27 protein-coding genes are annotated in these 23,798 nt (G+C 71.2%); 15 read left to right on the top strand and 12 right to left on the bottom strand.

Annotated elements, in window-relative coordinates:
• Positions 1-67 precede the first annotated feature (67 nt).
• Positions 68-3,367, bottom strand: coding sequence for a discoidin domain-containing protein (locus ABUW04_RS11130; RefSeq protein ID WP_380564348.1), 3,300 nt, complete (start codon positions 3,365-3,367; stop codon positions 68-70).
• 70 nt (positions 3,368-3,437) lie between these two features.
• Positions 3,438-4,526: a mandelate racemase/muconate lactonizing enzyme family protein gene (locus ABUW04_RS11135; protein WP_380564349.1), complete on the bottom strand. Its 1,089-nt coding sequence runs from the start codon at positions 4,524-4,526 to the stop codon at positions 3,438-3,440.
• Between the two features lie 159 nt (positions 4,527-4,685).
• On the opposite strand from ABUW04_RS11135, the gene ABUW04_RS11140 reads away from it, so the two are divergent.
• The 4 genes from ABUW04_RS11140 (at position 4,686) to ABUW04_RS11155 (ending at position 7,484) form a co-directional block, all read left to right on the top strand.
• Complete coding sequence (locus ABUW04_RS11140; protein WP_380564350.1) at positions 4,686-5,363, top strand: GntR family transcriptional regulator; 678 nt, start codon at positions 4,686-4,688, stop codon at positions 5,361-5,363.
• A 140-nt stretch (positions 5,364-5,503) separates the two neighbouring features.
• A complete protein-coding gene (locus ABUW04_RS11145) occupies positions 5,504-6,517 on the top strand; it encodes an Ig domain-containing protein (protein WP_380564351.1) in 1,014 nt (337 codons plus the stop codon).
• Positions 6,518-6,637: 120 nt separating this feature from the next.
• Positions 6,638-7,174, top strand: a complete 537-nt coding sequence (locus tag ABUW04_RS11150; RefSeq protein WP_380564352.1) for a hypothetical protein — start codon at positions 6,638-6,640, stop codon at positions 7,172-7,174.
• A gap of 151 nt (positions 7,175-7,325) precedes the next feature.
• Complete coding sequence (locus ABUW04_RS11155; RefSeq protein ID WP_380564353.1) at positions 7,326-7,484, top strand: hypothetical protein; 159 nt, start codon at positions 7,326-7,328, stop codon at positions 7,482-7,484.
• Positions 7,485-7,557: 73 nt separating this feature from the next.
• On the opposite strand, the gene ABUW04_RS11160 is transcribed toward ABUW04_RS11155, so the two are convergent.
• Together ABUW04_RS11160 and ABUW04_RS11165 are read right to left on the bottom strand one after the other, a co-directional pair.
• Entirely contained in the window at positions 7,558-8,313 is a 756-nt protein-coding gene (locus ABUW04_RS11160) for an N-acetyltransferase (protein ID WP_380564354.1), read from the bottom strand.
• Positions 8,314-8,356: 43 nt separating this feature from the next.
• Positions 8,357-9,253, bottom strand: coding sequence for an alpha/beta fold hydrolase (locus ABUW04_RS11165; protein WP_380564355.1), 897 nt, complete (start codon positions 9,251-9,253; stop codon positions 8,357-8,359).
• A gap of 83 nt (positions 9,254-9,336) precedes the next feature.
• On the opposite strand from ABUW04_RS11165, the gene ABUW04_RS11170 reads away from it, so the two are divergent.
• Positions 9,337-9,816: a MarR family winged helix-turn-helix transcriptional regulator gene (locus tag ABUW04_RS11170; RefSeq protein WP_380564356.1), complete on the top strand. Its 480-nt coding sequence runs from the start codon at positions 9,337-9,339 to the stop codon at positions 9,814-9,816.
• Between the two features lie 366 nt (positions 9,817-10,182).
• A complete protein-coding gene (locus ABUW04_RS11175; protein WP_380564357.1) occupies positions 10,183-10,341 on the top strand; it encodes a hypothetical protein in 159 nt (52 codons plus the stop codon).
• On the opposite strand, the gene ABUW04_RS11180 is transcribed toward ABUW04_RS11175, so the two are convergent.
• Together ABUW04_RS11180 and ABUW04_RS11185 are read right to left on the bottom strand one after the other, a co-directional pair.
• Positions 10,298-11,713, bottom strand: a complete 1,416-nt coding sequence (locus ABUW04_RS11180; RefSeq protein WP_380564358.1) for a sensor histidine kinase — start codon at positions 11,711-11,713, stop codon at positions 10,298-10,300. The genes ABUW04_RS11175 and ABUW04_RS11180 overlap by 44 nt on opposite strands.
• Before the next feature lie 7 nt (positions 11,714-11,720).
• The gene (locus ABUW04_RS11185; protein WP_380564359.1) at positions 11,721-12,407 is read right to left on the bottom strand and encodes a response regulator transcription factor; all 687 of its coding nucleotides are present in this window, start codon (positions 12,405-12,407) and stop codon (positions 11,721-11,723) included.
• Positions 12,408-12,710: 303 nt separating this feature from the next.
• Between ABUW04_RS11185 and ABUW04_RS11190 the strand changes: the two genes are divergently transcribed.
• Together ABUW04_RS11190 and ABUW04_RS11195 are read left to right on the top strand one after the other, a co-directional pair.
• Positions 12,711-14,654 carry an Ig domain-containing protein gene (locus tag ABUW04_RS11190; protein WP_380564360.1) on the top strand — a complete coding sequence of 648 codons (1,944 nt, stop codon included), beginning with the start codon at positions 12,711-12,713 and terminating at the stop codon, positions 14,652-14,654.
• A gap of 90 nt (positions 14,655-14,744) precedes the next feature.
• A complete protein-coding gene (locus ABUW04_RS11195) occupies positions 14,745-15,176 on the top strand; it encodes a hypothetical protein (protein ID WP_380564361.1) in 432 nt (143 codons plus the stop codon).
• On the opposite strand, the gene ABUW04_RS11200 is transcribed toward ABUW04_RS11195, so the two are convergent.
• Complete coding sequence (locus ABUW04_RS11200) at positions 15,166-15,828, bottom strand: TetR/AcrR family transcriptional regulator (RefSeq protein WP_380564552.1); 663 nt, start codon at positions 15,826-15,828, stop codon at positions 15,166-15,168. The two genes, ABUW04_RS11195 and ABUW04_RS11200, sit on opposite strands and share 11 nt — an antisense overlap.
• A 155-nt stretch (positions 15,829-15,983) precedes the next feature.
• Between ABUW04_RS11200 and ABUW04_RS11205 the strand changes: the two genes are divergently transcribed.
• The 3 genes from ABUW04_RS11205 (at position 15,984) to ABUW04_RS11215 (ending at position 18,187) form a co-directional block, all read left to right on the top strand.
• Positions 15,984-17,513: an MFS transporter gene (locus tag ABUW04_RS11205; protein WP_380564362.1), complete on the top strand. Its 1,530-nt coding sequence runs from the start codon at positions 15,984-15,986 to the stop codon at positions 17,511-17,513.
• A 123-nt stretch (positions 17,514-17,636) separates the two neighbouring features.
• Positions 17,637-17,849, top strand: a complete 213-nt coding sequence (locus tag ABUW04_RS11210; protein WP_030261889.1) for a type II toxin-antitoxin system CcdA family antitoxin — start codon at positions 17,637-17,639, stop codon at positions 17,847-17,849.
• Entirely contained in the window at positions 17,846-18,187 is a 342-nt protein-coding gene (locus ABUW04_RS11215; RefSeq protein WP_380564363.1) for a hypothetical protein, read from the top strand. Before ABUW04_RS11210 ends, ABUW04_RS11215 begins: the two co-directional genes overlap by 4 nt.
• Here the strand turns inward: ABUW04_RS11215 and mug are convergent.
• Both mug and ABUW04_RS11225 read right to left on the bottom strand, forming a co-directional pair.
• Complete coding sequence (mug, locus tag ABUW04_RS11220) at positions 18,177-18,713, bottom strand: G/U mismatch-specific DNA glycosylase (protein WP_380564364.1); 537 nt, start codon at positions 18,711-18,713, stop codon at positions 18,177-18,179. The two genes, ABUW04_RS11215 and mug, sit on opposite strands and share 11 nt — an antisense overlap.
• 29 nt (positions 18,714-18,742) lie before the next feature.
• Positions 18,743-19,297: a GNAT family N-acetyltransferase gene (locus ABUW04_RS11225; protein WP_380564365.1), complete on the bottom strand. Its 555-nt coding sequence runs from the start codon at positions 19,295-19,297 to the stop codon at positions 18,743-18,745.
• Between the two features lie 105 nt (positions 19,298-19,402).
• Here ABUW04_RS11225 and ABUW04_RS11230 point away from each other — a divergent pair, with 105 nt between their 5' ends.
• A complete protein-coding gene (locus ABUW04_RS11230; RefSeq protein WP_380564366.1) occupies positions 19,403-19,789 on the top strand; it encodes a VOC family protein in 387 nt (128 codons plus the stop codon).
• 53 nt (positions 19,790-19,842) lie between these two features.
• Here the strand turns inward: ABUW04_RS11230 and ABUW04_RS11235 are convergent, their stop codons facing one another.
• Positions 19,843-20,718, bottom strand: coding sequence for a LysR family transcriptional regulator (locus tag ABUW04_RS11235; RefSeq protein WP_380564367.1), 876 nt, complete (start codon positions 20,716-20,718; stop codon positions 19,843-19,845).
• 70 nt (positions 20,719-20,788) lie between these two features.
• Here ABUW04_RS11235 and ABUW04_RS11240 point away from each other — a divergent pair, with 70 nt between their 5' ends.
• A complete protein-coding gene (locus ABUW04_RS11240; protein ID WP_030264994.1) occupies positions 20,789-21,142 on the top strand; it encodes a nuclear transport factor 2 family protein in 354 nt (117 codons plus the stop codon).
• A 61-nt stretch (positions 21,143-21,203) separates the two neighbouring features.
• Complete coding sequence (locus ABUW04_RS11245; RefSeq protein WP_380564368.1) at positions 21,204-21,704, top strand: GNAT family N-acetyltransferase; 501 nt, start codon at positions 21,204-21,206, stop codon at positions 21,702-21,704.
• A 90-nt stretch (positions 21,705-21,794) separates the two neighbouring features.
• On the opposite strand, the gene ABUW04_RS11250 is transcribed toward ABUW04_RS11245, so the two are convergent.
• Positions 21,795-22,379, bottom strand: coding sequence for a hypothetical protein (locus tag ABUW04_RS11250; RefSeq protein ID WP_380564369.1), 585 nt, complete (start codon positions 22,377-22,379; stop codon positions 21,795-21,797).
• Between the two features lie 221 nt (positions 22,380-22,600).
• A complete protein-coding gene (locus tag ABUW04_RS11255) occupies positions 22,601-23,245 on the bottom strand; it encodes an NADPH-dependent F420 reductase (RefSeq protein ID WP_380564370.1) in 645 nt (214 codons plus the stop codon).
• Positions 23,246-23,338: 93 nt separating this feature from the next.
• On the opposite strand from ABUW04_RS11255, the gene ABUW04_RS11260 reads away from it, so the two are divergent.
• The gene (locus tag ABUW04_RS11260) at positions 23,339-23,725 is read left to right on the top strand and encodes a winged helix-turn-helix transcriptional regulator (RefSeq protein ID WP_380564371.1); all 387 of its coding nucleotides are present in this window, start codon (positions 23,339-23,341) and stop codon (positions 23,723-23,725) included.
• Positions 23,726-23,798 lie beyond the last annotated feature (73 nt).

Genomic DNA, 23,798 nt, shown 5'->3' on the forward strand with positions numbered 1-23,798 from the left:
GGGCGAACCGGTCCGCCCCGCAGCGAGGAAGCGTACCGGTCCGGCCCGCGCGGCCCGGCCTCGGGCGTCAGCGGCCCCGGGTCGGGCCCGACCGGGTGAGGCGGTAGCTGCCGCCGCGCTCGGTGCGGACGGTGATCACGCCGTCGTCGGTACTCGTCCGCACGGCCCGACCGCGGTGGTCGGTGACCGTGACGGAGCGGCCGGGCCAGGGGTTCCTGATCCGCAGCGTGTTGCCGGCGTCGCTGGTGACGTCCGCGTACCCGACGGTGCCGTTCCGCAGTTCGCTGGAGACGACGAACGCGCCCTGCTGCCGCAGCTGGTGGAAGCTCGCGTCCTGGTCGGAGGGCCAGACCGGGAAGAGGACGATCACGCCCCGGTCGCTCTGGACCAGCATGTCGTTGATCGCCTCCACCGCGCCGGACTTCTCGATGCCGTGGTAGGGGTCTGCGATGCGCAGGTTGGCGACGGTGTTCTGGGTGATGGTCCGGGTGAACCGGTCGATCAGCTGCTGGGCGGGGTAGCCGACCCTGGCCGCCTGGGTGAAGACCTTGGGGAAGCTGTTCACCTGGTCCCAGGAGTCCATCACGTCCAGCGTGTCCCTGGCGGTGCTGAGTTGGGCCGGGTCGGAGTCGATGCCCAGGACGCCGGCCGGGTGGATGAACTCCAGGTTCACCGTGTTGTCGCCCGGGTGGATGTCCCTGGTGTCGGAGCCCTGCATGGTCCCGGCCTTGACCAGCGAGAACACCGTGGTGCCCTGGTAGACCGCGGTCGGCTGCGGGGGGAGGTGGTCCAGCAGGTGCTGCCAACCGCTGCGCCGGCCCGCGTCGATGCCGAGGTCCCTGCTGCCGCCGATCAGGGTGGTCAGCACCTGCTTGAGCAGGCCCAGGTCCGAGGAGGAGTCCTGGCCCCAGGCGTTCTCCTGCGGCCCGCTCCACAGCACGTACTGCCCGGTGCCCTGGTCCCACTCCAGGTAGTACTGGAAGAACGTGGCCACCAGCGCCAGGAACGGGTACGCCTTGTCCCGCAGGAACGCGCGGTCCTGGGTGTACTCGTAGTACGCGGCGAACTGGGAGGCGGCGAACAACGAGTTCGCGACCTGCTGGAGGTACTCGTCGTCGGTGGTCGACCCGAAGGGGCCGATGCCGACCGGGAACAGCACCCCGTCCGGGACGCCGCCGGCGGGGAAGCGGGTGCCGACGTAGTCCGGCTTGACCCGGGTCAGGTCCTGCTTGGCCCGCCGCCGCGCCTCGGGCACGTAGTCCAGGATCACCTCGTAGAAGGGCAGCGCGAGTTCGGGCCGGTTGCTGGAGTAGACGCCGTAGAACGGCCCCATCGCGTTGTAGTTCATGTGGTAGTCGCCGCTGAACTGCGGCGAGTCCGTGGTGACCCAGATCCCGTAGAGCGCGGGGGCGACCTTGCCGGGGCGGCTGGCCGAGCCGATGAAGTACTGGGCGGCGTAGTAGTACCGCTCCAGCACCGTGTTGCCGATGTCGATGCTGGACTGCGTCCAGTACGCCTTCCACCACTGGACGTGCGCGGCCTCCATGCGCGCGAGCGACCGCGCGTCCTGCGCGGACACCAGGGCGGCCGCTGCCTGCTGCGGGTCGGCCGGGTTCTGCCCGCCGCCGGCCACGGCGGTCACGATCAGAGCCGTCCGGCCCGGCTTGAGGGTGAACACGGTCCGTGCCGTGGCTCCGGACACGGTGGGGGACTGGACCGAGTCCGCTCCCAGCACGCGGGTGGCAAGTGCCGCCGTCGAGACCCAGTTGCTGCCGGGTGCGGTGGAGCGCTGCGCCCAGGCGACGCCGCCGCTGCTGCCGGCGGAGTTGCTGTAGGCGGAGTTGGCGATGACGGCGCCGGCCCAGGTGGAGGCCTCCAGCTCCACGGGTGCGGAGCCGTGCGATGTCACCGAGGTCACCAGCACGTTGTCCTGCGCGGACAGCCAGGTGTCCAGGGACAGGGCGGTGCCGTCCATGACGACGGAGGTGGTGATCCGTGCGTCGAGGATCCGCTGCACCTCGTGGAAGGGGTCCGTGGACGGGGCGTCGGGGTCCTGCTGACTCTTCGTCAGCGGGAACAGCTGGATCTGCCCGATTCGGGCGCGCGGGTTGGCGATGGAGTCGTCGGTGTCGGCCTGGGTCGGTTCGGTGATGTAGAAGCGGAGGTGACGGGTGGTCACCGGGCCGGGGGAGAGGTCCCGGTCGATGACGGCTGCGGTGTTGCCGCTGACGGTGTCGATGTCCGTCCAGGTGCTGCCGTCCGGGCTGGACTGGAGGGTGTAGCTCTTGGTGGTGTGGTCGTCGTTGCCGGGGCGGGCCGCGTCGTCGCTGCGCAGCACATAGCGGGCGACGGTCTGTGCGGATCCCAGGTCCAGGGCTATCCACTGCGGCTTGCCCAGGTCGGAGACCCAGCCCTCGTAGCCGGAGGTCCACTGGCCGTTGACGGCGCGGTCGGGGGTCAGTGCCTGGTCGACGCTGCTGGCCGTGGCGGTCGCGCCCAGCGCCAGGTCGGGGTCGCTCTGCGGACCGAACAGTTCGATCTGCCCGATCCGGGCGCGGGGGTTGGCGATGGAGTCGTCGGTGTCGGCCTGCGTCGGTTCGGTGATGTAGAAGCGGAGGTGACGGGTGGTCACCGGGGCGAAGCTGCGGTTGAGGGTCGCCGCGGTGTTGCCGGTGACGGTGTCGACGTCGGTCCAGCTGGTGCCGTCGGTGCTGGTCTGGAGGGTGAGGTCCTTGGTGGTGTGGTCGTCGTTGCCGGGGCGGGCGGCGTCGTCGTTGCGCAGGATGTAGCGGGCGACGGTCTGTGCGGTGCCGAGGTCCAGGGCGATCCACTGGGGTTTGCCGAGGTCGGAGACCCAGCCCTCGTAGCCGGAGGTCCACTGGCCGTTGACGGCGCGGTCGGGGGTCAGCGAGCCGTTGACGCTGCTGGCCGTGGCGGTCGCGCCCAGCGCCAGATTGGAGCCCGGGGGCCTGGCGGTGGCCCGCAGGGTCACCCCTCCGATCGGCGCCGGGACCGGGCTGGGGTTGGCGTTCCAGAAGTCGCCCTTGGAGATGGTGAAGGTCTTGACGCCGGTGCTGCCGCCCGAGGTCACCCCCACGTCCCCGTTCCCCAGCAGGGCCGTGTCGGGCATGGTGTTGGAGACGGCGCCGGTGTAGTTCTGGTCGGTCCACTGACCGGTGATGCCGGCCAGCTTGGTCCGCAGCGAGGCCCACTGCTCGGCCTCGCCGAGCGGCTGCGGTGCCGATGACGTGGCCGACAGGGCCAGGGCCCGGGCCGGCGACACCAGCGTCGTACCCGCGACCGCCACGGCGGTCGCGAGCAGGGAACGCCTGGTCATCCGCATGTGGTCGCGACTTTCCTGCCCCATCTGTGCTCTCCTTCGAGTGTCGGGGGTCGTGCTCTTCGGTCGGGCGACGCGTGGGTCGGGCCAGGGTGGGTCAGGCCACGCGTCGGTCGTCGATCGCGTCCCGGTCCCAGGCGATGCCCAGGCCGGGGCGGTCCGGTGCCACGGCGTGGCCGTCGGTGATCTCCAACTGGCCGTCGGTGATCGCGCGCAGCTGCGGAATGTGCTCCACGCAGCGGCCGTTGGGGACCGCCGCGGCCAGGCTGACGTGCAGTTCCATCAGGAAGTGCGGGCACACCTGGACGTTGAAGGCCTCGGCGAGGTGGGCCACCTTCAGCCAGGGCGTGATCCCGCCGACCCGCGCCGCGTCCACCTGGACGATCGAGGCCGCTCCCTGGGCCAGGTACTCGCGGAACTGGGCGACGGAGTACAGGGATTCGCCGACCGCCACCGGGATGGAGGTCGAGCGGGCCAGCAGCACGTGTCCGGCCACGTCGTCGGCCGGCAGCGGTTCCTCGAACCAGGCCAGGTCCAGGGGTTCGAAGGCGGCGGCCCGGCGGCGGGCCTCGGCGTGGGTCATCGACTGGTTGGCGTCGACCATGATGTCCAGCCCGGGGCCGACGGCGTCCCGCACCGCCCGCAGCCGGGCCAGGTCCTGGCCCGCGCTGGGCTTGCCGACCTTCAGCTTGACGCCGTGCCAGCCCGCGGCCTGCGAGGCCAGCGCGCCGGAGACCAGCTCCTCGGTCGACAGGTGCAGCCAGCCGCCCTCGGTGTCGTAGAGCGGGACCTCGCGGCGGAATCCGCCCGCGACCTTCCACAGCGGCTCGTCCGCTCGCAGGCAGCGCAGGTCCCACAGGGCGGTGTCCACCGCGGCCAGGGCCAGCGAGGTGATCGCACCGACGGTGGTGGCCCGGGTGGAGGCGAACAGGTCGAACCAGACCCGCTCCACGGCGGCTGCGTCCTGGCCGGGAAGGCGCGGCAGCAGGTGCTCGCGCAGCATCGCCAGGACCGAACGCCCGCCGGTGCCGATCGTATAGGAGTAGCCGACGCCGGTACGGCCGTCGTCGGTGCGGATCTCTACGAAGACGGTCTCCTGTTTCAAGAACGCCTGCACAGCGTCGGTGCGCTCCTTCTCCACCTCCACATCGACCAGGTAGGCGTGCGCGCTGACGATTGCTGCCATGTCTGCCCTCTTCGGCTTCCAGCACGGATAATATAGTTTCCATGAGGTTAAGCCCGTTCGAAGCCCTGTCAAGGCCTGCTTCCTGATCGAGATGCGATCCGATCGTGTATGATCTCGGGCAGTAGCAGCGAAAAACGACGACGAGGAGACGGGCGGACGATGGCGCCGACGCCGCGACGGCAGGTTCTGGCGGACACCGTCCACGACACGATCCGGCGGCGGCTGCTGGAGCACGCCATCGAGCCCGGGGCGAAGCTCAACATCAACGCCCTGGCCCTGGAGCTGGACGTCTCGCCGACCCCGGTGCGTGAGGCGCTGGCCCGGCTGGAGGCCGAGGGGCTGGCGCTGAAGCGGACACTGGCCGGCTACACGGCGGCCCCGCTGCTCAGCGTCCAGGAGTTCGACGAACTCTTCGAGCTGCGGATGCTGGTGGAACCGGCGGCAGCGGCCCGCGCGGCCGAACGCGCCGACGCGGCGGACCTGCGCTCACTGGCCGAACACCTGGCGCAGATGCGCGCAGCGCGGAGCACGGACGCGCACGAGGCACTGCAGCCGTTCGTCCAGCACGACGCGCTCTTCCACGACCTGATCGCCGCCATCGGGGGAAGCGCCCTGATGCGCGCCACGCTGGAGCGGCTGCACGCGCACACCCACCTCTACCGGCTCTACTTCCGCGAGGGCATCGCCGAGGACACCTGCCGCGAACACGAGCGGATCCTGGACACCCTGCGCGAACACGACGCCGACGCCGCGGCCGCCACCATGCGCACCCATCTGCGGCGCGCACGAGAACGCCTCCTCAGCTCCCTGTCCCCCTCGGCATCCGACCACCTGTGAGCGGGGCACCTGTGGCCTCAACAGGCGCTCCAGGACACTAGGATGACGGGCGATCACCTTCAAGATCCTCTTTCGCGGTCCCGTGGAGCCCGGCATGCCGGCTTCGCGGGATGTCCGCGACTGCGCCCAAGGGGGGCACCATGACCACCGTTCAACCGCTGCTGCGCTTACCCCGATCCCGACCCCGCTCGCTGCGCCTGCGGCGGCTGTCCCGCAGCACGGCGCTGTTCGCGCTCGTGGGTGGCTGCGCCCTGCTGGCCGGCGTCCCGGCCTCGGCGTCCGGGACCGGGTCGCTGACCCCGTACCTCGACTGCGTCACCACCAACCCGCAGACCGGTGACATCACCGCGTACTACGGCTACCACAACACCACCGGCTCGGCGTTGGTCGTCAGCGTCGGTGACAACAACCAGCTCTATCCCGCGGACGCGTTCCAGGGGCAGCCGACCTACTTCAACCAGGGCACCTTCGCGCAGGTCTTCCCGGTCACCTTCGACCCGACGGTGTTCCCTGCCCTCGCGTGGATCCTGGACGGGCAGGAGGCTGACGCCTCCGCCACGTCGCCGGCCTGCACCGGCGGGGTCACCACCCCGGCCACCACCATCGGCCTGACCGGGGCCACCCTGACCGGCGTGGTCGTGCCGACCGGCACCGCCACCGGCTACTCCTTCTCCTACGGCACCACCCCGACCCTGGGGACCACCACCGCGGTCCAGGACTTCGGCACCGGCACCCAGCCGCGCCTGGTCCAGCAGAAACTGACCGGGCTGTTCCCCGGCACCACCTACTACGCCCGCCTCGACACCACCAGCGACGCCGTCACCACCCACGGCCAGGTCCTCAGCTTCACCACCCCGGCGACCGCACCGCTGCTCATCACCACGGCGGCGACGCTGGCCGCCGGCACCGTCCACGCCGGCTACGCCCACTCGCTGGCGGGCAGCGGCGGCCTGAAGCCGTACACCTGGACCGTCACCGCGGGCCGGCTTCCCGCCGGACTCAGCCTGAACCGGACGACCGGCGCGATCACCGGAACCCCGACGGTCAAGGGCACCAGCACCTTCACCGTCAAGCTGTCCTCGGCCAGCGCCCCGCGCGCGGTGCCGGTCAGCAGGCAGTTCCACCTCACCATCGCCGCAGCCAAGGCGAAGTAGCTGCCCCGACTTCCCCGACTGGCCCGACTGGCCCGACTGGCCCCGCCGGAACTCCCGGCGGGGCCAGCGGGGTTGGGAATTGGCTGGAGCGCCGGCCCTGTCGTCCGTAGCCTCGTCGGTATGCCCGCAGTCCCGGAACGAAGCATCCCCGAATGGTCCATGCCGCCGCCGATGGTCGGCGGTCATGTAACCGGTCCGGTGGTCGTCGCGCGTTCGGAGCGCGCGATCCTGATCGTCCGTCAGGTACTCGCCTACAGCAACGGCCTGGGCATCGAGGTCGAGGCGTACGGCAGGGGCACCTACCGGCAGGAACAGGGGCGGGGCCCGGATCTCGACCACGGGCTGCGCTTCTCGCTGCTGATCGCTGACGGCCGAGTCGCCCGTATGGACGACGAGTCGGGACTGCGTGACGGCCGTGGGCCGATGATGACCAACGCCGGCGGGCAGAGCGGCGGCGGGTACGACGGCAGCGAGGACGTCCGGCTGTCCCTGTGGGTGTGGCCGCTGCCCCCGCCCGGACCCGTGGTGCTGACCTGCTCCTGGGAGCGCGCCGGTCTCGCCGAGGCGAAGCTCACGCTCGACCCGGACGCGATCCGCACGGCTGCCGCAGCGTCCGAACCGTACTGGCGCACGGACCGACCCGACGAGTCCCTGTAGGCGGGGCCCTGTGACCCGTGGTGGCCCTGTTCATCTGCGTGAAGTAACGCCGGCGGGTCGTGGAGCCAAGGAAGGAGTGTGAACACTCCGTCAGCTCCGATCAGTCCAGGGGATGCATGTGCCTTCGGATCCGTGCCAGGAATCAGCTGCAGTGACAGCGTCGTCGCGGCGGACGGCAGCAGTGGTGGGCCACTTCGTCACCCGCGTCGGTGGCCTGGTCCTGGCCCTGCCGCTGGTCGTCCGCGAGATCGGGCGCGGTGCCCGGACGCTGCTGCTCGCCCGGGCCGCCGGACGGCACAAGGGGCGGTGACGTCGGATCGGTCCATTGCGCCGGTCCCCCGGGGTATCGGCCGGAGGAGGACCGTCCGCACGCCGCGGCCGGTTCACAGCTGGTGGTGCACCCACACCCCCGGCTCGACGTAGACCGCGCAGTCGTGCTCGACGCTGCAGTGCACCGGCACAAGCGCGCCCGGCACCACGACCGGGCCGGACTGGTCGAACGGCAGGCCGGTCCAGGAGCGCCACTCCGCCAGCGTGCCCGGGATCGTCATCGCACGTGCGCAGGTGCCGACGATCCGGCCGCCGGCTCGGACGTGCGTGCGCAGCCACGGGTCCTGAGGCAGGCCGTCCTCGCGGACGAGCGCCGCGTACTCGACCATCGACATGTCGGGGACCAGGTGCTTGTGGTTCGGCCGCACCGGGGCGACCAGATGCTCGTAGCCCAGTCGGGCCGCGTTCTCCCGCATGGCAGTCAGCATCTTCGCCGACAGGCCGGTGCCCTGCAGATCCGTCGGAACGGTGATCTCCAGCGCCGAGACGATGTTCGGTTTCACTCCGATCTGGCGGTCGCGCGCCGAGCGCCAGATGACGCCGTCCCAACCGTCGACCGGCAGTTCACCGACCGCCGGGTCGCCGTCCCAGGCGAAGGGCACGCAGAACGCGCGCGCGACCGCCTGGTCCGGGGCGGAGGCGTCGAAGGCGATCAGCCCGTACTCCGGGTGAGCGGTCCGGACGTCGCTGTAGTAGAGGTTGCCGATGGAGTCGTGGTTCATGAACTCGGGCCACGGCTCGGTCTCCTCGTTGGCGAACGAGGACTTCAGAGTCAGCCGCTCGGCGAGCGTGACGATGCGGAGATCCATGCTCGGACTGTAGGGAGGTTCGGGTCTTCGGGCATCCGGATTTTCACGCAACGGCGCCGTCGATGGTGGCGGTGAAGGCGAGGACGGCCTTCGCCAGTCGGTCGGGGGCTTCCATCGCGGCGTAGTGGCCGACTCCGTCGAGATCTGCCGAGCTGACCTCGGTCGCCGGTGCCGCCTGCGTCATGGTGGTGGCGGTGAAGGAGCGTCCGCCGGCGCCGACCGCGAGCACGGGCGCGGTCAGGCCCGGCGCTTCGGCGAGGGCCCGGATCTCGGGGCCCTCACGCAGCATCGACCGGTAGAGGCCGATCGCGCCGCGCCAGCCGTCGGGCCGCGCGTAGCTGCGGACGAACTCGTCGACGTCGGCGTCGGTGCTCACGTCCGGGGTCGCGCTCGGGGCCGCGAAGGCGAACTGCTCCAGGAACCGGCGCTCGCGGCCGGTCAGCAGCAGTTCGGGAATGCCGGGTGCGGTGAGGACGCCGATGTACCAGGCGCCGCCGCGGGTGATGTCGGCCAGTGCCTCCACACCGAACCCGGGCAGTCCCGTCTCGATGGCGATGAGACTGAGCACGTCCTGCGGGTGGGTGGTCGCGAGCCGGAACACGGTGGCCCCGCTGATGTCCTGTCCGGTGACGTGGACCGGGCCGACGTCGAGGTGCCGGATCAGTTGGTGCAGGTCCTCGGCCGAGGCGGCGCTGTCGTAGTCGCCCGGTCCGTTGTCGGAGTCGCCGAAGCCGCGCAGGTCGACGGCGAAGACGCGGTGGTGTTCGGCGAGCAGCGGGATGAGCCCGCGGAAGGCCCACCAGGTCTCGGGGAATCCGTGCACCAGCAGGATCGGGGTCCCGCCGGTCCCGGCCGCGACGTAGTGCAGCGTGGTTGCGTTGACCTCGACGCGGTGGTGCGTGATCCCCGGGAGTGTGGCGCCGGCGGGTGTGGCGTTCATGGGATCCCCTTGTTTCGACAACCTAGTTGTCCATCACATTAGACAACAAGGTTGTCGTTGTCCAGGGGTCGTATTCTTCTTCCATGCCACGATCCGGCGCTGACCTCGCACTGCTCCTGCTCGCAGGCTTCCGCTCGCTGGCGGACGCCGCGACCGAGGAGCTGGCCCGCCGCGGCTACGAGGACATGCGTCCCGCCCACGACTTCGCCATGCGGGCCATCATCGCCGGCGCTGACAACGCCTCAGAGCTGGGCCGGCGCCTGTCGGTCTCCAAGCAGGCGGCGGCGAAGACCATCGCGGTGCTCCAGGAGCGCGGATACGTGGGACGCGACACGGATCCGCAGGACGCGCGCCGCAAGCGACTTGAGGTCACACCGCTCGGTTTCGAGGTGCTGCGGCAGGGCGAGGCGGTCTTCGACGAGTTGCGCGAGCAGTGGCAGCGGCAGATCGGCTCCGCCGAACTCGCGAGCCTCGAAGCGCAGCTGACCGCCCTGGTCGGCGCCCGCCCGGTACGCCTGGACGCGCCGGGATGGACCGCGCACGACCTCGGCGGGCCGGCCTAGCCCAGGCTTCCCGCTGGTTGGGGTGAACGGCAATTCGAAGGTCTGCGATATCCCTGGGCTGCAATCTTGGGGAGATCTTAGGATTTCGCCCTGCGAATTCCGGCCTCAGTGGTATTGACCACCGTTCGCTGCATCTGCTTTGCTTCTGCGCGGCGCCTCATACGCCATATGGGACGGTGGTTCGGGGGAAAGCCCCAGGGCTGCCTGACCTCTGACTCCACGACGGCTCCGCTGCTCCTGCCTCAGTCCTTTGTTGACGAAGTTTCTGCGGTCGACACCCCTCGACCGCACAGGGGGAACTCCGTCCGCCCGGGGCCGAAGCATGACGCCGCGGAGCTGTCGTGGGCGAAGGCTCCCAAGGTCCGTATGGACGCGGCTGCCGGCAACGCGGACGCGAAGGCCCGCGCGGTGATCGCGACGTCATTCGCGTGCCTGGATGCGGCATCGATGACCTGGGTCGCCGACGACGGCAAGGGCGAGATCATGGATCTGTACGACGAGTGCCTGGCTGCGGTGCGCGGCTGACCTGCGCGACGCGTCGTGGCGGTGCGGGTAGTTCCAGGGTCACGGTCAGGCCGCCGCCGGGGGTTTCCTGGAGTCGGGCCGTTCCGCCGTTGGCGGTGACCAGGCGGTGCACGATGGCCAGGCCCAGGCCGGATCCCTTGGCGTGCGGGTTGCCGAACCGGCGGAACGCGGCGGCCCGGGCGTCCGGACTCATCCCCGGACCGTCGTCGGTCACCACCAACTGCACCGTGGCGCCCGCGGGCCGGGCCCGGACGCGCACCCGGCCGCCCTCGCGGGCCGCGTCCACGGCGTTGGCGATCAGGTTGTCCAGAACCTGCTCCAGGTCGCCGGGACCCAGGAAGGCCAGCAGGTCAGCGGGGCCGTCAGGGCCGTCGGGGCTGTCGGCGGTCAGGGTCACCCGGCGCTCGGACGCCACCGGCTCCCATGCGTCCACCCGTTCGGCGACGAGGTCCGCGACCCGTACCGGGGTCGGCCGGGGGACCGCGCTCTCGGCCCTGGCGACCGCCAGCAGTCCGTCCACCAGCCGGGACAGACGGGCTATCTCCTCCTGTGCGCCGGCCAGTTCCTGGGCCGTCCCGGCGTCGGCCTCGCCGCCCAACAGGTCCAGCCGGAGGCGCAACGCGGCCAGCGGGGTGCGCAGTTGGTGCGACACGTCGGCGATCACGGTGCGGTGGCCGTGGACCAGGGCCTCGGTCCGCGCCGCCATGGTGTTGAACGTCGCGGCCAGTCGGCGCACCTCGGGCGGCCCGGCCCGCACCGGGGCCCGTACCTCCAGGTGCCCGTCGCCCAGGCGCTGTGCCGCGCGGTCGACTTCGTGCAGCGGACGGCCGACCCAGCGCGCCAGCGCGACCGACAGCAGTGCCCCGGCCAGCAGCCCGCCGACCGCGATCGCCGCGAGCCAGCCCTGCACCGCCGCGATCCGGTCGTGCAGCGGGTCCAGCGACCGGGTGAGCACCGCGGCCCCCACCGGTTCGTCGGCGTCGCCGATAGGGGTGGCCACCGTCATCAGCCCGTCGCCCTGGTGCGTGTGCGCCTGCGCATCGGCCACGGCGGCCCGCACCAGGTCCTGTGCGGTGGCGCCCTGTGCGCTGTCGCAGGAGGTGCGGAACAGCACCCGCCCGGTGCCGTCGTAGACCGTCGCGCAGTCCCCGTCGGACTGGGTCGCGGCAAGCAGGCGCAGCGTGGGGGCCGCCGACTTGTGGTCGGACAGGTTCTCCTCGGCCGAGGAGGCCAGGGTGCGCCCGGTGGCCTCGGCCGAGTCCCGGAAGGACGTCTGCTCGCGTTGGTCGAGCAGCCGGCCCAGCGGGAGCACGGCCAGTGCCAGCAGTACCGTGACCAGGGCGAGCACGCTGAGCGCGATGCGACGGTTCACCGCCGGCTCAGCTCGGTCCGGTGAGGCGGAAGCCGCGGCCGTAGACGGTCTCCACCAGCCCCGGGCGGCCCAACTTGCGGCGCAGCGCGGCCATGTGGACGTCCAGCACCTTGCCGGGCCCGTACCAGTGCGCGTCCCAGGCCCGCTCCAGGATCTCCTGACGGGTCACCACCCGCCCGGGGTCGACGGCCAGGCACTCCAGGATGTCGAACTCCTTGGCGGTCAGCGCGATCTCGGCGCCGGCCACGGAGACCCTACGGGTGCGCGGGTCGACCACGAGGTCCCCGTACCGGAACGGTTCGGGAACCGTCGGGCGGGTCCGGCGCAGCACCGCCCGGATCCGGGCCAGCAGTTCGGCCAGTCCGAACGGCTTGACCAGGTAGTCGTCCGCGCCCTGGTCCAGCGCGGTCACCCGGTCGCCCTCCTCGCCGCGGGCGGTGACCACGATCAGCGCCAGGTCGGAGCGCCGACGCAGCAGCCGGCAGACCTCGACCCCGTCGATGTCCGGCAGCCCCAGGTCCAGCAGCACCACGTCCGGCACCGGTTCGGCCAGCAGTGCGGCCCGGCCGGTCTCGACGCACCGCGCCGCGTATCCGGCCCGCTCCAGGCCGCGCACCAGTGACCGGGCGATGCCCTGGTCGTCCTCCACCACCAGTACCCGTACCGCACTGGTGTCCGGGCTCAGCTCCTGCATCCCGCCAGAGTAGGTCATGTGCCGGCTGTGGATATTCTTTGCGATTCGCAGGGCGGAAATCTGCGGTTCCTGGGGTCGATGCTGGGGGTCCGAGCTGGAATCTTAGTCAGTTCTTAGGGTTTGACCTGCCATTACATGGTTGTACCGGGTGTTGACCTGTGTCCATCAAGTCTGCTTTGCTTCTGCGCGTCAGCCCCGTACACCACTTGACGTGGTGTCACTTCGGCACTTCCCCGTACATGCACCTGATCCCGTGACGCCCACCGGCGCTCACGCCATCGGCATGAGAGGAAACCCCCAACCATGGGTTCGTCCCAGGCACCTCGTCGCAGACTACGCGCCGCCCTGACCGGGATCGCGTCGCTCTCCCTCCTCACCGGCGCGCTCGTCGCCGCCGCCGCACCCCGGGCGGTGGCCTCCACGCCGGCACCGACGGCTCAGCAGGCCCAGCCGGCACCGCAGTCGCAGAACCACTCGGTCACCGACCCGTACAGCCCGGCCTACCAGCACCCCTACCGGCACGGTGTGGTGCCGACGGTCGCCCAGAACGCCAAGATGAAGAGCTGGGCCGCCTCGCAGGCCTCGCCGAACGTCGCGACCGGCCCGGAGACGCTGTCCTACGGCGGCGGCATCGACGGCATCGGGGTCCAGAGCGGCCACTCCAAGGTCTACCTGGTGTTCTACGGCTCCCAGTGGGGCACCCAGTCCACCAACAGCAGCGGGGACGCCACCTTCTCCGGGGACCCGGACGGCGGCGCGCCGGTGGCCCAGGAGATGTTCAAGGGCATCGGCACCGGCAACGAACTGTGGTCCGCCGACCTGACCCAGTGGTGCGACGGCCCCAACGTGTCGGCCGGCGCCACCAGTTGCCCCTCCAACGCCAACTTCGTCCCGTACCAGAGCGGCGGGGTGCTGGCCGGCGTCTGGTACGACAGCGCCGGCGCGTCGCCCAGCGCGGCCAGCGGCCACCAGCTGGGTGTGGAGGCCGTCAACGCGGCCGCGCACTTCGGCAACACCACGGCCGCGGCCAACCGGGACGCCTACTACGTGATCCTCTCGCCGCACGGCACCAACCCGGACAGCTACCAGGGCCAGTACTGCGCCTGGCACGACTACAACGGCGACTCCACCCTCACCGGCGGGGCGGTCTCCTCCGGCTACGGCGACATCGCCTTCAGCAACCAGCCCTACAACATGGACTCCGGATCCGGCTGCGGCGTGGGCTTCGTGACCTCGCCGGGCACCCTGGACGGCTGGACCATGACGCTGGGTCATGAGTGGCACGAGATGATGTCGGACCAGAACCCGGCCGGCGGCTGGACCAACAACACCGGCAGCTCCTACAACGGCCAGGAGAACTCCGACGAGTGCGCCTGGATCAACCCGGGCACCACCGGCGGCGCAGCCAGGGTCACCATGGGCACCGGCACCTTCTCCGAGCAGGCCAGCTGGTCCAACGACACCAACGCCTGCGCCATCTCGCACCCGATCGTCGGCGGCGGCTCGACCGGCAACACGGTCAGCGTGACCAACCCCGGCAGCCAGAGCAGCACCGTCGGCACCGCGGTCTCGCTGCAGATCAGTGCGAGCGACTCGGCCTCCGGCCAGACCCTGACCTACAGCGCCACCGGCCTCCCGGCGGGCCTGTCGATCTCCTCCACCGGCCTGATCTCCGGCACCCCGACCGCCGCGGGCACCTCCTCGGTGACCGTCACGGCCAAGGACGGCACCAACGCCAGCGGCAGCACCAGCTTCAGCTGGACCGTCGCCGGCAGCGGCGGTGGCGGCTGCACCGCGGCCCAACTGCTGGGCAACCCCGGCTTCGAGACCGGCACCGCCGCCCCGTGGACCGCCTCCTCCGGGGTCGTCGACAACTCCAGCGGCGAGGCCGCGCACTCCGGCAGCTGGAAGGCCTGGCTGGACGGCTACGGCAGCACCCACACCGACACGCTGTCGCAGACGGTCACCGTGCCGGCCGGCTGCAGCACCGCGACGCTCAGCTTCTACCTGCACATCGACACCGCCGAGACGTCGACCAGCACCGCCTACGACACGCTGAAGGTGCAGATCGGCAGCACCACCCTGGCCACCTACTCCAACCTCAACAAGAACACCGGCTACAGCCTGAAGTCCCTCAACCTGTCCGGCTACGCCGGGCAGAGCGTGACGCTCAAGTTCACCGGGACCGAGGACTCCTCGCTGCAGACCAGCTTCGTGATCGACGACACCGCGATCAACGTCTCCTGACGCCCGATCGGATCCGAGCGCTCCGCCCCGGGAGGAACCCCTCCCGGGGCGGAGCCGTCCCAGGAGCACAGCCGACGGAAGGCGACGCCCATGCGCCTGCGCACATCTGCCGCGATCCACGCGGCCACCGCCCTGCTGTGTCTGGCCGCCGGATGCGACTCCGCAGCCGTCGGCGCACACCCCGGCCCGACCGCCGCTGCCACGGTCACGCTGGACGACCGGTCGCCGGCCCGCACCGTCACGGTCACGGTCGGCAGCACCGTGGACCTGGTGCTGCACAGCACCTACTGGTCGGCGCTCCGCAGCTCCGCACCGCACACGCTCCAGCCGATCGGGGCCGCGGTCACCTCGGCCGCCCCGGGCTGCGTCCCGGGCCAGGGCTGCGGCACCGTGACCGCCCGTTTCCTGGCGGCGGCGGCCGGGCGCGTCGTGCTCAGCGCGACCCGGACCGTCTGCGGGGAGGCCCTGCCCTGTGCACCCGGGCAGCGGAGCTTCGCCGTGACCGTGCTGATTACTGGCTAGACGGTGGCGGTCCGGCCTGCAGCCGTAGCCCGGTGAGGGTCAGTTCCAGTGCGGAGCGGAACTGGTCGACGTCGTCGTGGCCGTCGAACTCGTCGACGATCTCGTGCACGAAGGGGAAGTCCTCGGGGTCGAGCTCCCGCCAGGCCCGGGCGTAGCGGCCGAGGAACTCGTCGCGGTCCACCGCGCCGTCCAGGACCTCCTGGGGCGGCTCCTGGCCCAGGTCGATGGCGGAGCCGACGACGACGCCCACGATGGCGGACACGGCGTGGAACCGCTGGCGTGCGTCCAGGTCGAGGCGGAGGGTCTGCTCGCCGAGCCTCTCGTACAGGCGCAGGGAGTTGCTCTGGGCGGTGGTGTTGCGCATGAAGTAGGCGGCCAGCCACGGCCGGGCCACGATCGCGTCGAACAGCGTCACGGCCATCTCGCGCAGGTCGTCGATGGGGTCGTCGGTGCGCGCCAGTCCTTCGACGTCGGCCAGTACGGCGCCCATCACATGGTCGGTGGCCTGGTCGAGCAGTTCGTCCTTGCTGGCGACGTACCAGTAGATGCTGGCGACACCGCCGCCCAGGCGCTGGGCCAGCGCCCGGAACGTGAGCGCCGGGGCTCCGGCCTCGTCGAGCAGGGCCACCGCCTCGGAGAGTACGGACTCCATCGAGTGCGAGGCCCGGCGGCGTCCCTGGCTCGAACGGTCCTGCAGGCGTGCCATGGCTCACTTCCCGTCGCATGTTGCGCTGTATCGAACGTTGTTCTATCGTAGCGTATCGTACGCCGTTCGATAGTCGAACCGCGTTCGATCGGAGGACCGTCATGGCTACCAGCACGCTTCAGACCCCCGCCCGCGGCTACCCGTCGCTGCGCGCGGCGTGGATCCCCCTGGCCGCCCTCTGCCTGGCGTTCTTCGTCGAGATGGTGGACAACACCCTGCTGTCGATCGCGCTGCCCACCATCGGCCGCAACCTGGGCAGCGGCACCACCGCACTGCAGTGGGTCACCGGGGCGTACTCGCTGACCTTCGGCGGCCTGCTGCTGACCGCCGGGTCGATGGCCGACCGGCTCGGCCGCCGCCGGGTGCTCCTGGTCGGACTGGCCGTCTTCGGCGCGCTGAGCCTGTGCGTCGTCCTGGTCACCACGGCAGGCGAACTCATCGCCCTGCGGGCCGCACTGGGCATAGCCGCGGCGGCGATGGCCCCGATCACGAACTCGCTGGTCTTCCGCCTGTTCGACGACAAGGCCCTGCAGATGCGCGCCATGACGGTGATGATCATCGTCGGCATGTCCGGGTTCGTCCTGGGCCCGCTGCTCGGCGGCACCGCGCTGGCCCATGTGCGCTGGCAGTGGCTGCTGCTGGTCAACGCCCCGATCGCGGTGATCGCCTGCATCGGCGTGCGGCTGGGCGTGCCGGCCGACCGGCCGGAGGACCTGACCCGCGACGCGCTCGACCTGCCCGGAGCCGCCCTGAGCATCAGCACCATCGGGCTCGCCTGCTACTCGCTGACCAGCGGCGTCCAGCACGGCTGGCTGTCCGCGGCCACCCTCGCGTCGATCGCCGGCGCCGTCGTGGCCGGGACCGCCTTCGTGCTCCACGAGCGCCGCAGTGCGGCACCCATGCTGGACCTGCGGCTGTTCGCCAACGGCACCGTCCGCGGCGCCGCCATCGCCCAGATCGGCACCTCCATCGCCATGGCCAGTGTGATGTTCGGGCTGATCCTGCACTTCCAGTACGCCTACGGCTGGAGCCCGGTGCGCGCCGGCCTGGCCAACCTGCCGATCATCGTCACCATGCTCGGGGCGACCCCGGTGTCCGAATGGCTCGCCCGCCGCTTCGGCCACCGCATCGCCTGCCTGGTCGGCGCGGCCTGCCTGGCCGGCTCGCTGGCAGGCCTGTCCTGGGCCGTCGGCCACGGGTACGCCGCCATCGCCGTCTGCATGGTGCTGATGACGGTGGGACTGCGCACCGTGATGACGATCTGCGCGGTCGCCCTGGTCGGCGCGATGCCCGCCAACCGCACCTCCATCGGCGCGGCCCTCAACGACACCGCCCAGGAAGTCGGTTCCAGCATCGGCACCGCCGTGGTCGGCACCCTGATCGCCGCCCTGGTCACCACCCAGCTCCCGGCCGGCACCTGGAGCAGCGAACTCGTCGCCTCGTTCTTCCACGGCGAACGGATCACCTACGCCCTGCTCGCCGTCGTGGTCGGAGTGATCGCCGCGGGCGGCGCGCTGAGCCTCACCAACTCCCGCACCACCGAGGAGGCCCCCGTCGAGGAACCCGCACTGGAGGAACCCGTGGTCGAGGAACCCGCTCTCAAGGGCTCCGCAGTCAAGGAAACCGCCTGAGCACCGGGTTCCACGGACGCGCGCCGGGGTCTGCGGGGGGACTGGTGAGGGGTGGCATGGGCTTCGGGGAGGCGTTCACACCATGGGTTCCACCATCGGTCATACCGGGGTACGGTGGATGGTATGGCCACCTCTGAGAAAGTCACCGTGTCCTTGCCGCCCGATGTCCTGGCCGCAGCCCGTGCGGCGTCCGAGGGCAACCTGTCCGCCTACACCGCCAAGGCACTGAAGAACCAGGCGGTCCGCGACGCCGCGGCCGCACTCGACGCCTGGCGGGCCGAGACCGGCGACCCGCTGGACGACGTCTACGGCATGGCCGAGGAGGACGAGCGTTGAGCGTCCCCGCCACCGTGCCCCTGAGGCGCGGTCAGATCTGGGAGGTCGCCTCCCCGTCCGGCCGTCCCCGCTGTCTTCTGGTGGTCGAGGCCGACGGCGCACTCCAGCTCTACCAGCACGGCGCGGTGTGCGTCCTGGTGGACACCAGCGGCACCGCGCCGGACACCCTGCTCAGCACCCCGATCACCCACCCCGTGGAGGGCGTGGCCATCGCCGTGGACGTGCTCAGCTACCGGCGCGAACGGATCACCGGGGGAAAGTACCTCGGCATCGTGACCCCCGAGGAGATGACCCGGGTCAGCCAGGCGCTGCGGCTCGCCCTGGATCTCACCGACTGAGCGTCCGCCGGTCGGGGAGGGCAGCTGCGTGGCGCAGCCGGGCGAACTCTGCGGCGAGGGCCGCGGGCGGGTAGTGGGCGTTGCGACCGCTGGGGTTGGGGAGCACCCAGACGCGGGTCGTGCCGATCATGGTGGTCTGCGGGCCGACACCGGCGTGCGGGGCCCCGAAGGCGGGACGGTAGCCGCTCACGCCCAGGAACGCGGCCCAGCGCGGCCGGATCGCCAGTAGTCGCTTCGTCAGGTCCTGTCCGCCGGAGCGCAGTTCGAGCGTGCTGAGCTCATCGGCCCGGCGGGTGGCGCGGCGCACGATGCTGGTGATGCCCAGTCCGAGCCGCAGCAGGTCGCGCTCCTGCTGCGGACGCAGAACCGTCGGCGTGAATCCGGCGGCGTGCAGTGCGGGCCAGAACCTGTTCCCCGGGGTGACGAAGCTGTGCCCGGCGTTCACGGACACCGGTGGCGGGTTGATGCCGATGAAGACGATGTCCAGCCCTTCGGCGAGCACATCGTCGAGGCCTTCGGTACTCATGGCTGCGGGGTGTGGCTGTCCGTCGCGGCTCAGGCCAGTTCCTTGACCAGCAGTTCGAACGCCAGGTCGTCGCGTTGCGGCAGGCCGACGCGCTCGTCGCCGTAGGGGAAGGGGGTCAGCTCGCCGGTGCGGCGGTAGCCGCGCCGCTCGTAGAAGGCGATCAGCTCCTCGCGCACCGAGATCACGGTCATGTGCATCTCGCGCACGCCCCACCCGGTCCGGGCGAGCTGCTCGGCCTCGGCGATGATCTGCTTGCCCAGGCCCGCGCCCTGGAGTGCGGGGGAGACGGCGAACATCCCGAAGTAGGCCGCTTCACCGCGGTGTTCGAGCTGGCAGCAGGCGACCAGGTCGCCGTCGCGCTCGACGGTGACCAGTCTGCTGCCCGGCGTGGTGATGACCGCGCGCACGCCGTCGTGGTCGGTGCGCGAGCCGTGCAGGATGTCGGCCTCGGTGGTCCAGCCGGCGCGGCTGGAGTCCCCGCGGTAGGCCGACTCGATCAGAGCCACCAGCGGCCCGATGTCGTCCTCGGTGGCGTCCCGGTAGCTGAGCTCTCCGGTGCCGGCGGTGCGGTCGGCGGTGTCCATGCGGTCGTTCTCCCTGCTCGTCCTCGACTGCGCTGCGGTGGCCTGTCGCGCCTGTCGCGCCTGTCGCTCCTGCCACGGCCGGCGCGGCGGCTAGGGTTCCTTGCCATGGTGCACGTGCTGAGCAGCCGGATCCTCCTGCGTCCCACCGACCCCGAGCGTTCGCGGACATTCTACGGTCAGCGGTTGGGGCTGGAGGTCTACCGCGAGTTCGGCACCGGGCCCGAGCGCGGCACGGTGTACTTCCTGGGCGGCGGCTTCCTGGAGGTCTCCGGCCGCGCCGAGCAGCCGCCGGGGCCGGGCCTGCAGCTGTGGCTCCAGGTCGCGGACGTGGCCCGGGCACACCGGGAGCTCCTGGGGCACGGGGTGCCGATCGTCCGCCCTCCGGTGCGCGAGCCCTGGGGGCTCCTGGAGATGTGGATCGAGGACCCGGACGGTGTGCGCATCGTCGTGGTCGAGGTCCCCGCGGACCACCCGCTGCGCTCGCGGCCCTGACGTCCCCGGATCGACCGGCGGATGCTCGTCCGGGTCGGCCGCCCAGAGGTCGCTCAGACGTGCGCGAGGGCGGTGTGCAGCCTGGCCAGCATCAGCCGGGCCGCCGGTGAGCGTTGGTCCGGTCGGATCGCCAGGCCGAGGCAGGCGTGCGTCGCGGCATCGGTGACGGGTACGGTGCGAAGGCCCTCGGCGGCCCCCGAGGAGGGGCTGAGGACGGCGACTCCGGCGCCCCGGCGGGCGAGTCCCAGCAGTGTCTGCGGTGAACTGGCGTCGATGTCCACCCGCGGTTCGACGCCGGCCCGGTGGCAGGAGCGCTCGTAGGCCTCCCGGATTCCGGTGCCCTGCGACAGGCAGAGGACCGTCTCCGCCTGCACGTCGGCCAACCGCACCGAGGCGCGGTCCAGCCGGTGGCCCACGGGTACGGCCAGGGCGATCGGTTCGTCGACGACCACGCTGACGTCCAGCCCGGCGGCCGCCTGCCCGGCGAACGCGATCAGGGCCAGATCGAGCGAGCGGGCGAGCACCTGGGCCTGCAGGGCCTGCGAGTCGTCCTCGTGCAGACTCAGGACGATGCCGGGGTTGGTGCTGCCCATTCCTGCCACGGCGTCCAGGAAGCCGGGGATCGAACAGCCTCTGATCATGCCCAGGCGGACCCGCCCCCGGGCGGCCTGGGCGAACTCGGCCGCCGTGTGCTCGATGCCGTCGAGCGTCTCCAGGGCCTCCCGGGCCAGCGGCAGCACCGCCTCGCCCGCGGCGGTCAGCCGGACCCGGCGCCCCGAACGCTCCAGCAGCTGCTGTCCCAGCTCCCGTTCGAGCTTGCCCACCTGCGTACTGATGCCCGACTGGCTGACGTGCAGGCGCGCCGCCGCGGCCGTGAAGGTGCCCTCGTCCACGACCGCCGCGAGGTAGCGCAGCTGATGCATCTCCATAAGCAGAGATGATACTCAGTATCTGATCCATCTGTTGGACGGATGGCCGGAGCTCGGGGACCCTGGACCTATGACGACTCCGGAACAGATCTCCGAGCAGTACTTCACCGCCTGGCAGAAGGGCGACTTCGACACCCTGCGCGGCCTGCTGGCCGACGACGTCGACTTCGTCGGCGCGCTCGGCCGCGCGTCCGGGGTGGAGGAGTGCCTGGCCGGCCTGCGCGGTCTGGGCCAACTCCTGGAACGGATCGAGGTGCACGCCCGGGTGGCGAACGACACCGATGTGATCACCTGGTTCGACCTGCACACCGCCGGTGCACCGCCCACCCCCACGGCGAACTGGAGCCATGTGGAGGACGGGAGGATCACCAGGATCCGGGTCACCTTCGATCCGCGGGAGATCCTCGCGACACTCGGCAGATGAACAGCAGCAGCTGACGGAAAACCAGGTGGCGCCGGGGCGCCCGGTGGGTAGGGTTGCGCGCGTGCCCGAGCTGCAGCAGTTGGATGCCGGCCATGCCCCCGCGGTCCTGGCCTTCGAGCTGGCGAACCGCGCCTACTTCACCGCCTCGATCTCCGACCGGGGCGACGCGTACTTCGAGCAGTTCGCCGACCGCTACCGCGCCCTGCTGGCCGAGCAGGAGGCCGGCCTCTGCGCCTTCTACGTGCTGGTCGCCGAGGACGGCTCGGTCCTGGGCCGGTTCAACCTGTACGACCTCAAGGACGGCAGCGCCGACCTCGGCTACCGGGTCGCACAGCAGGTCGCCGGCCGGGGCGTGGCGACCGCGACCGTCCGGGAGCTGTGCGGGCTGGCGGCGGCGCGGCACGGGCTGCGCACGCTGCGGGCAGCCACCGCCCACACCAATGCCGCGTCCCAGCGGGTGCTGGCCAAGGCCGGCTTCGTCCCGGTCGGACCCGCCGACCCGGCCGAGCTCGGCGGCAAGCCGGGCACCTGGCATCAGCGCGACCTGGGTCGCCGGCCGTAGGAAGCCCGCAGCCGGAGCGCGGAGTTGAAGCCCCGTCAGGTGCAGGCGTCCTGGCGGGGCCTCCGTCATCCGCGATCCACCGGACGGGGATCAGTGCCCGGCGATCATCTTGACGGCGCTGACAGCGGCGGCGGCGAGTGCCAGCAGGATTCCGGCCAGCAGAGCCGGGAAGGAGGTTCGGTCGGTTCGGAGGCGTTCCACCATCAGGGGAATCAGGGCGATGCGGACCAACAGGTAGATCTCGGAGGCCAGGGCCATGGCTCCGCCGGAGAACCAGCCCGCCCAGGCCAGCGCCAGCAGCAGCGCAGGCAGAACCGCCGAGGTGGCGATCGGCGCCGCGTCGCGCAGTTCCCGGCCGAGCTCGGCCTTGGCCTCGGGGGTGTTGTCGCGGGTGCTGTGGCCCACCACCTCGGCGAAGGCGTGCGCGAGGAAGGTCGTCAACGCCGCGCCGACCACGACGGCGAAGGCGTCGCCGTTCTCGACGTCGTGCGTGGGCAGCCCGAGGATCGCGGCGAAGATGATGATGTTGCCGTAGACGTACGCCGAGATCCGGGCCCCGGCCCGTTCAGCCGTCAGATCGGGTTTGGCGTGGTACCGGACGAGGCGCTCCCGCATGCCCGAGGCAGGCGGGACCTCCGAGGCAGGCGGGACCTCCGAGGCAGGCGGGGTGTTCATCGCGCCGCCCCCTGCCCCGGTCGGCATCCAGTTGCGGACCGCACCGTGACCCGTCGGAACATCCAGCAGCCGTCCGTTCCCGTAGTGCTCCGCTGTTGAGTACACGCGGTAGGCGGGGGAGAGTTGAGTCCGAGATCGCTCGATCGCAAGCGACCCTATCCGTACGGGTTCACCTGATCGCGCAGGCACAACGACAGGCCGCGAATCGTGGGTCGCTCGATCTAGTCCTGCGACCGGTCGACGGAAGGCAGGGCAGTGACGGGGTTGTGGCCCGCAGCGACCAGCCGCATGACGAACCCCGCCACGTCTTCGAGCTGCCGAGCGTGCTCCAGTCCGCCGATCACGGCGGGCACGCCGCCGAGGTCGCGGACCAGCTCCGCGGCGATGGCGAGCGCCGCCTCGTCGTCGCCGCACATCGCCACGGTCCGCTTCGGCTGTCCCGGCGGCGTCGGCACCAACCAGCTCGCCCCCGCGAAGAGGTGCAGCGCCTTGACCACCTTGCTGCCCACGGCCCGCTCGGCGATGTGCTCCACCGCCGACCCGCTGGGCAGTTTGAGCAGGCCGTCGGCGTAGTCCACGGCATTGGTGCAGTCGATCACGGCCAGGCCGGCCAGCGACCCCTGGCCGGCTCCGGCGAGGTCGAGCACCTGGTCGATCCCCTCCCACGCCACGGCGATGACCACGACATCGCTCTGCTTGCCCACCTGCGCGGGGTCGACCGCCTCGACCGCGTCGCCGAGCCGCGCGGCGATCGCCCGGGCCCTTTCCTGCGAACGGCCGCCGACGAGGACGTGATGTCCACTTCGCGTCCACCCCTCCGCCAGTGCCGAGGCCATGACGCCGGTGCCGAGAATTCCGATGCGCATGCTGCTCTCCATTCCTCGAAGGCCTGATACCTCGTTACGGTAGGGACCTTTGGCCTACCGATCGGTAGGCCCGAATCCGGTAGAAGGAGAGGCATGAACGACGACCACTGCGAGCCCTTCGCCGCCGACTGCGCGGTGCGCCTGGCTGCCGAGCTGATAGCCCACACCTGGGACCCGGTGGTGCTGATGGCGCTACGGGCCGGCAGGCGCCGGCGGATCGACCTTCTGGGTGCCGTCGCGGGGGTCAGCGACAAGGTCCTCACCCAGACGCTGCGCCGCCTGCACACCAACGGCCTGATCGAACGGATCACCCAGCCCGGTGACCGCTCGGTGGCGTACGAGCTCTCCGAGTTGGGCGCCACCCTCGCCGACGGCCCGCTCGCCGCCCTCGGCCAGTGGGCGATCGACCACGCCGAACAGATCCTCGCCGCCCAGGACCACCACAGCATCGCTGCAGGCAACCCAGCAGCAGTCGGCTAGGAGCGGGGCGCGTAGGCGCGGACCATGAGGGTGCCGACGTGGTCGGGGTCGGGTGCGGGGAGGATGCCGGCGA

This window comes from Streptacidiphilus jeojiensis (genome assembly GCF_042510965.1).
In the GTDB taxonomy this organism is placed as follows: domain Bacteria; phylum Actinomycetota; class Actinomycetes; order Streptomycetales; family Streptomycetaceae; genus Streptacidiphilus; species Streptacidiphilus jeojiensis.

Bases quoted from the DNA above. Each gene is read 5' to 3' on its own strand.
- ABUW04_RS11195 (WP_380564361.1), top strand. From the start codon at position 14,745: ATGCGCCTGCGCACATCTGCCGCGATCCACGCGGCCACCGCCCTGCTG.
- ABUW04_RS11165 (WP_380564355.1), bottom strand. From the start codon at position 9,253: ATGAACGCCACACCCGCCGGCGCCACACTCCCGGGGATCACGCACCAC.
- ABUW04_RS11150 (WP_380564352.1), top strand. From the start codon at position 6,638: ATGCCCGCAGTCCCGGAACGAAGCATCCCCGAATGGTCCATGCCGCCG.
- ABUW04_RS11200 (WP_380564552.1), bottom strand. From the start codon at position 15,828: ATGGAGTCCGTACTCTCCGAGGCGGTGGCCCTGCTCGACGAGGCCGGA.
- ABUW04_RS11160 (WP_380564354.1), bottom strand. From the start codon at position 8,313: ATGGATCTCCGCATCGTCACGCTCGCCGAGCGGCTGACTCTGAAGTCC.
- ABUW04_RS11130 (WP_380564348.1), bottom strand. From the start codon at position 3,367: ATGGGGCAGGAAAGTCGCGACCACATGCGGATGACCAGGCGTTCCCTG.
- ABUW04_RS11230 (WP_380564366.1), top strand. From the start codon at position 19,403: ATGGTGCACGTGCTGAGCAGCCGGATCCTCCTGCGTCCCACCGACCCC.
- ABUW04_RS11260 (WP_380564371.1), top strand. From the start codon at position 23,339: ATGAACGACGACCACTGCGAGCCCTTCGCCGCCGACTGCGCGGTGCGC.
- ABUW04_RS11210 (WP_030261889.1), top strand. From the start codon at position 17,637: ATGGCCACCTCTGAGAAAGTCACCGTGTCCTTGCCGCCCGATGTCCTG.
- ABUW04_RS11175 (WP_380564357.1), top strand. From the start codon at position 10,183: ATGGACGCGGCTGCCGGCAACGCGGACGCGAAGGCCCGCGCGGTGATC.
- ABUW04_RS11255 (WP_380564370.1), bottom strand. From the start codon at position 23,245: ATGCGCATCGGAATTCTCGGCACCGGCGTCATGGCCTCGGCACTGGCG.
- ABUW04_RS11190 (WP_380564360.1), top strand. From the start codon at position 12,711: ATGGGTTCGTCCCAGGCACCTCGTCGCAGACTACGCGCCGCCCTGACC.
- ABUW04_RS11140 (WP_380564350.1), top strand. From the start codon at position 4,686: ATGGCGCCGACGCCGCGACGGCAGGTTCTGGCGGACACCGTCCACGAC.
- ABUW04_RS11170 (WP_380564356.1), top strand. From the start codon at position 9,337: ATGCCACGATCCGGCGCTGACCTCGCACTGCTCCTGCTCGCAGGCTTC.
- ABUW04_RS11250 (WP_380564369.1), bottom strand. From the start codon at position 22,379: ATGAACACCCCGCCTGCCTCGGAGGTCCCGCCTGCCTCGGAGGTCCCG.
- ABUW04_RS11205 (WP_380564362.1), top strand. From the start codon at position 15,984: ATGGCTACCAGCACGCTTCAGACCCCCGCCCGCGGCTACCCGTCGCTG.
- mug (WP_380564364.1), bottom strand. From the start codon at position 18,713: ATGAGTACCGAAGGCCTCGACGATGTGCTCGCCGAAGGGCTGGACATC.
- ABUW04_RS11225 (WP_380564365.1), bottom strand. From the start codon at position 19,297: ATGGACACCGCCGACCGCACCGCCGGCACCGGAGAGCTCAGCTACCGG.
- ABUW04_RS11235 (WP_380564367.1), bottom strand. From the start codon at position 20,718: ATGGAGATGCATCAGCTGCGCTACCTCGCGGCGGTCGTGGACGAGGGC.
- ABUW04_RS11240 (WP_030264994.1), top strand. From the start codon at position 20,789: ATGACGACTCCGGAACAGATCTCCGAGCAGTACTTCACCGCCTGGCAG.
- ABUW04_RS11185 (WP_380564359.1), bottom strand. From the start codon at position 12,407: ATGCAGGAGCTGAGCCCGGACACCAGTGCGGTACGGGTACTGGTGGTG.
- ABUW04_RS11135 (WP_380564349.1), bottom strand. From the start codon at position 4,526: ATGGCAGCAATCGTCAGCGCGCACGCCTACCTGGTCGATGTGGAGGTG.
- ABUW04_RS11145 (WP_380564351.1), top strand. From the start codon at position 5,504: ATGACCACCGTTCAACCGCTGCTGCGCTTACCCCGATCCCGACCCCGC.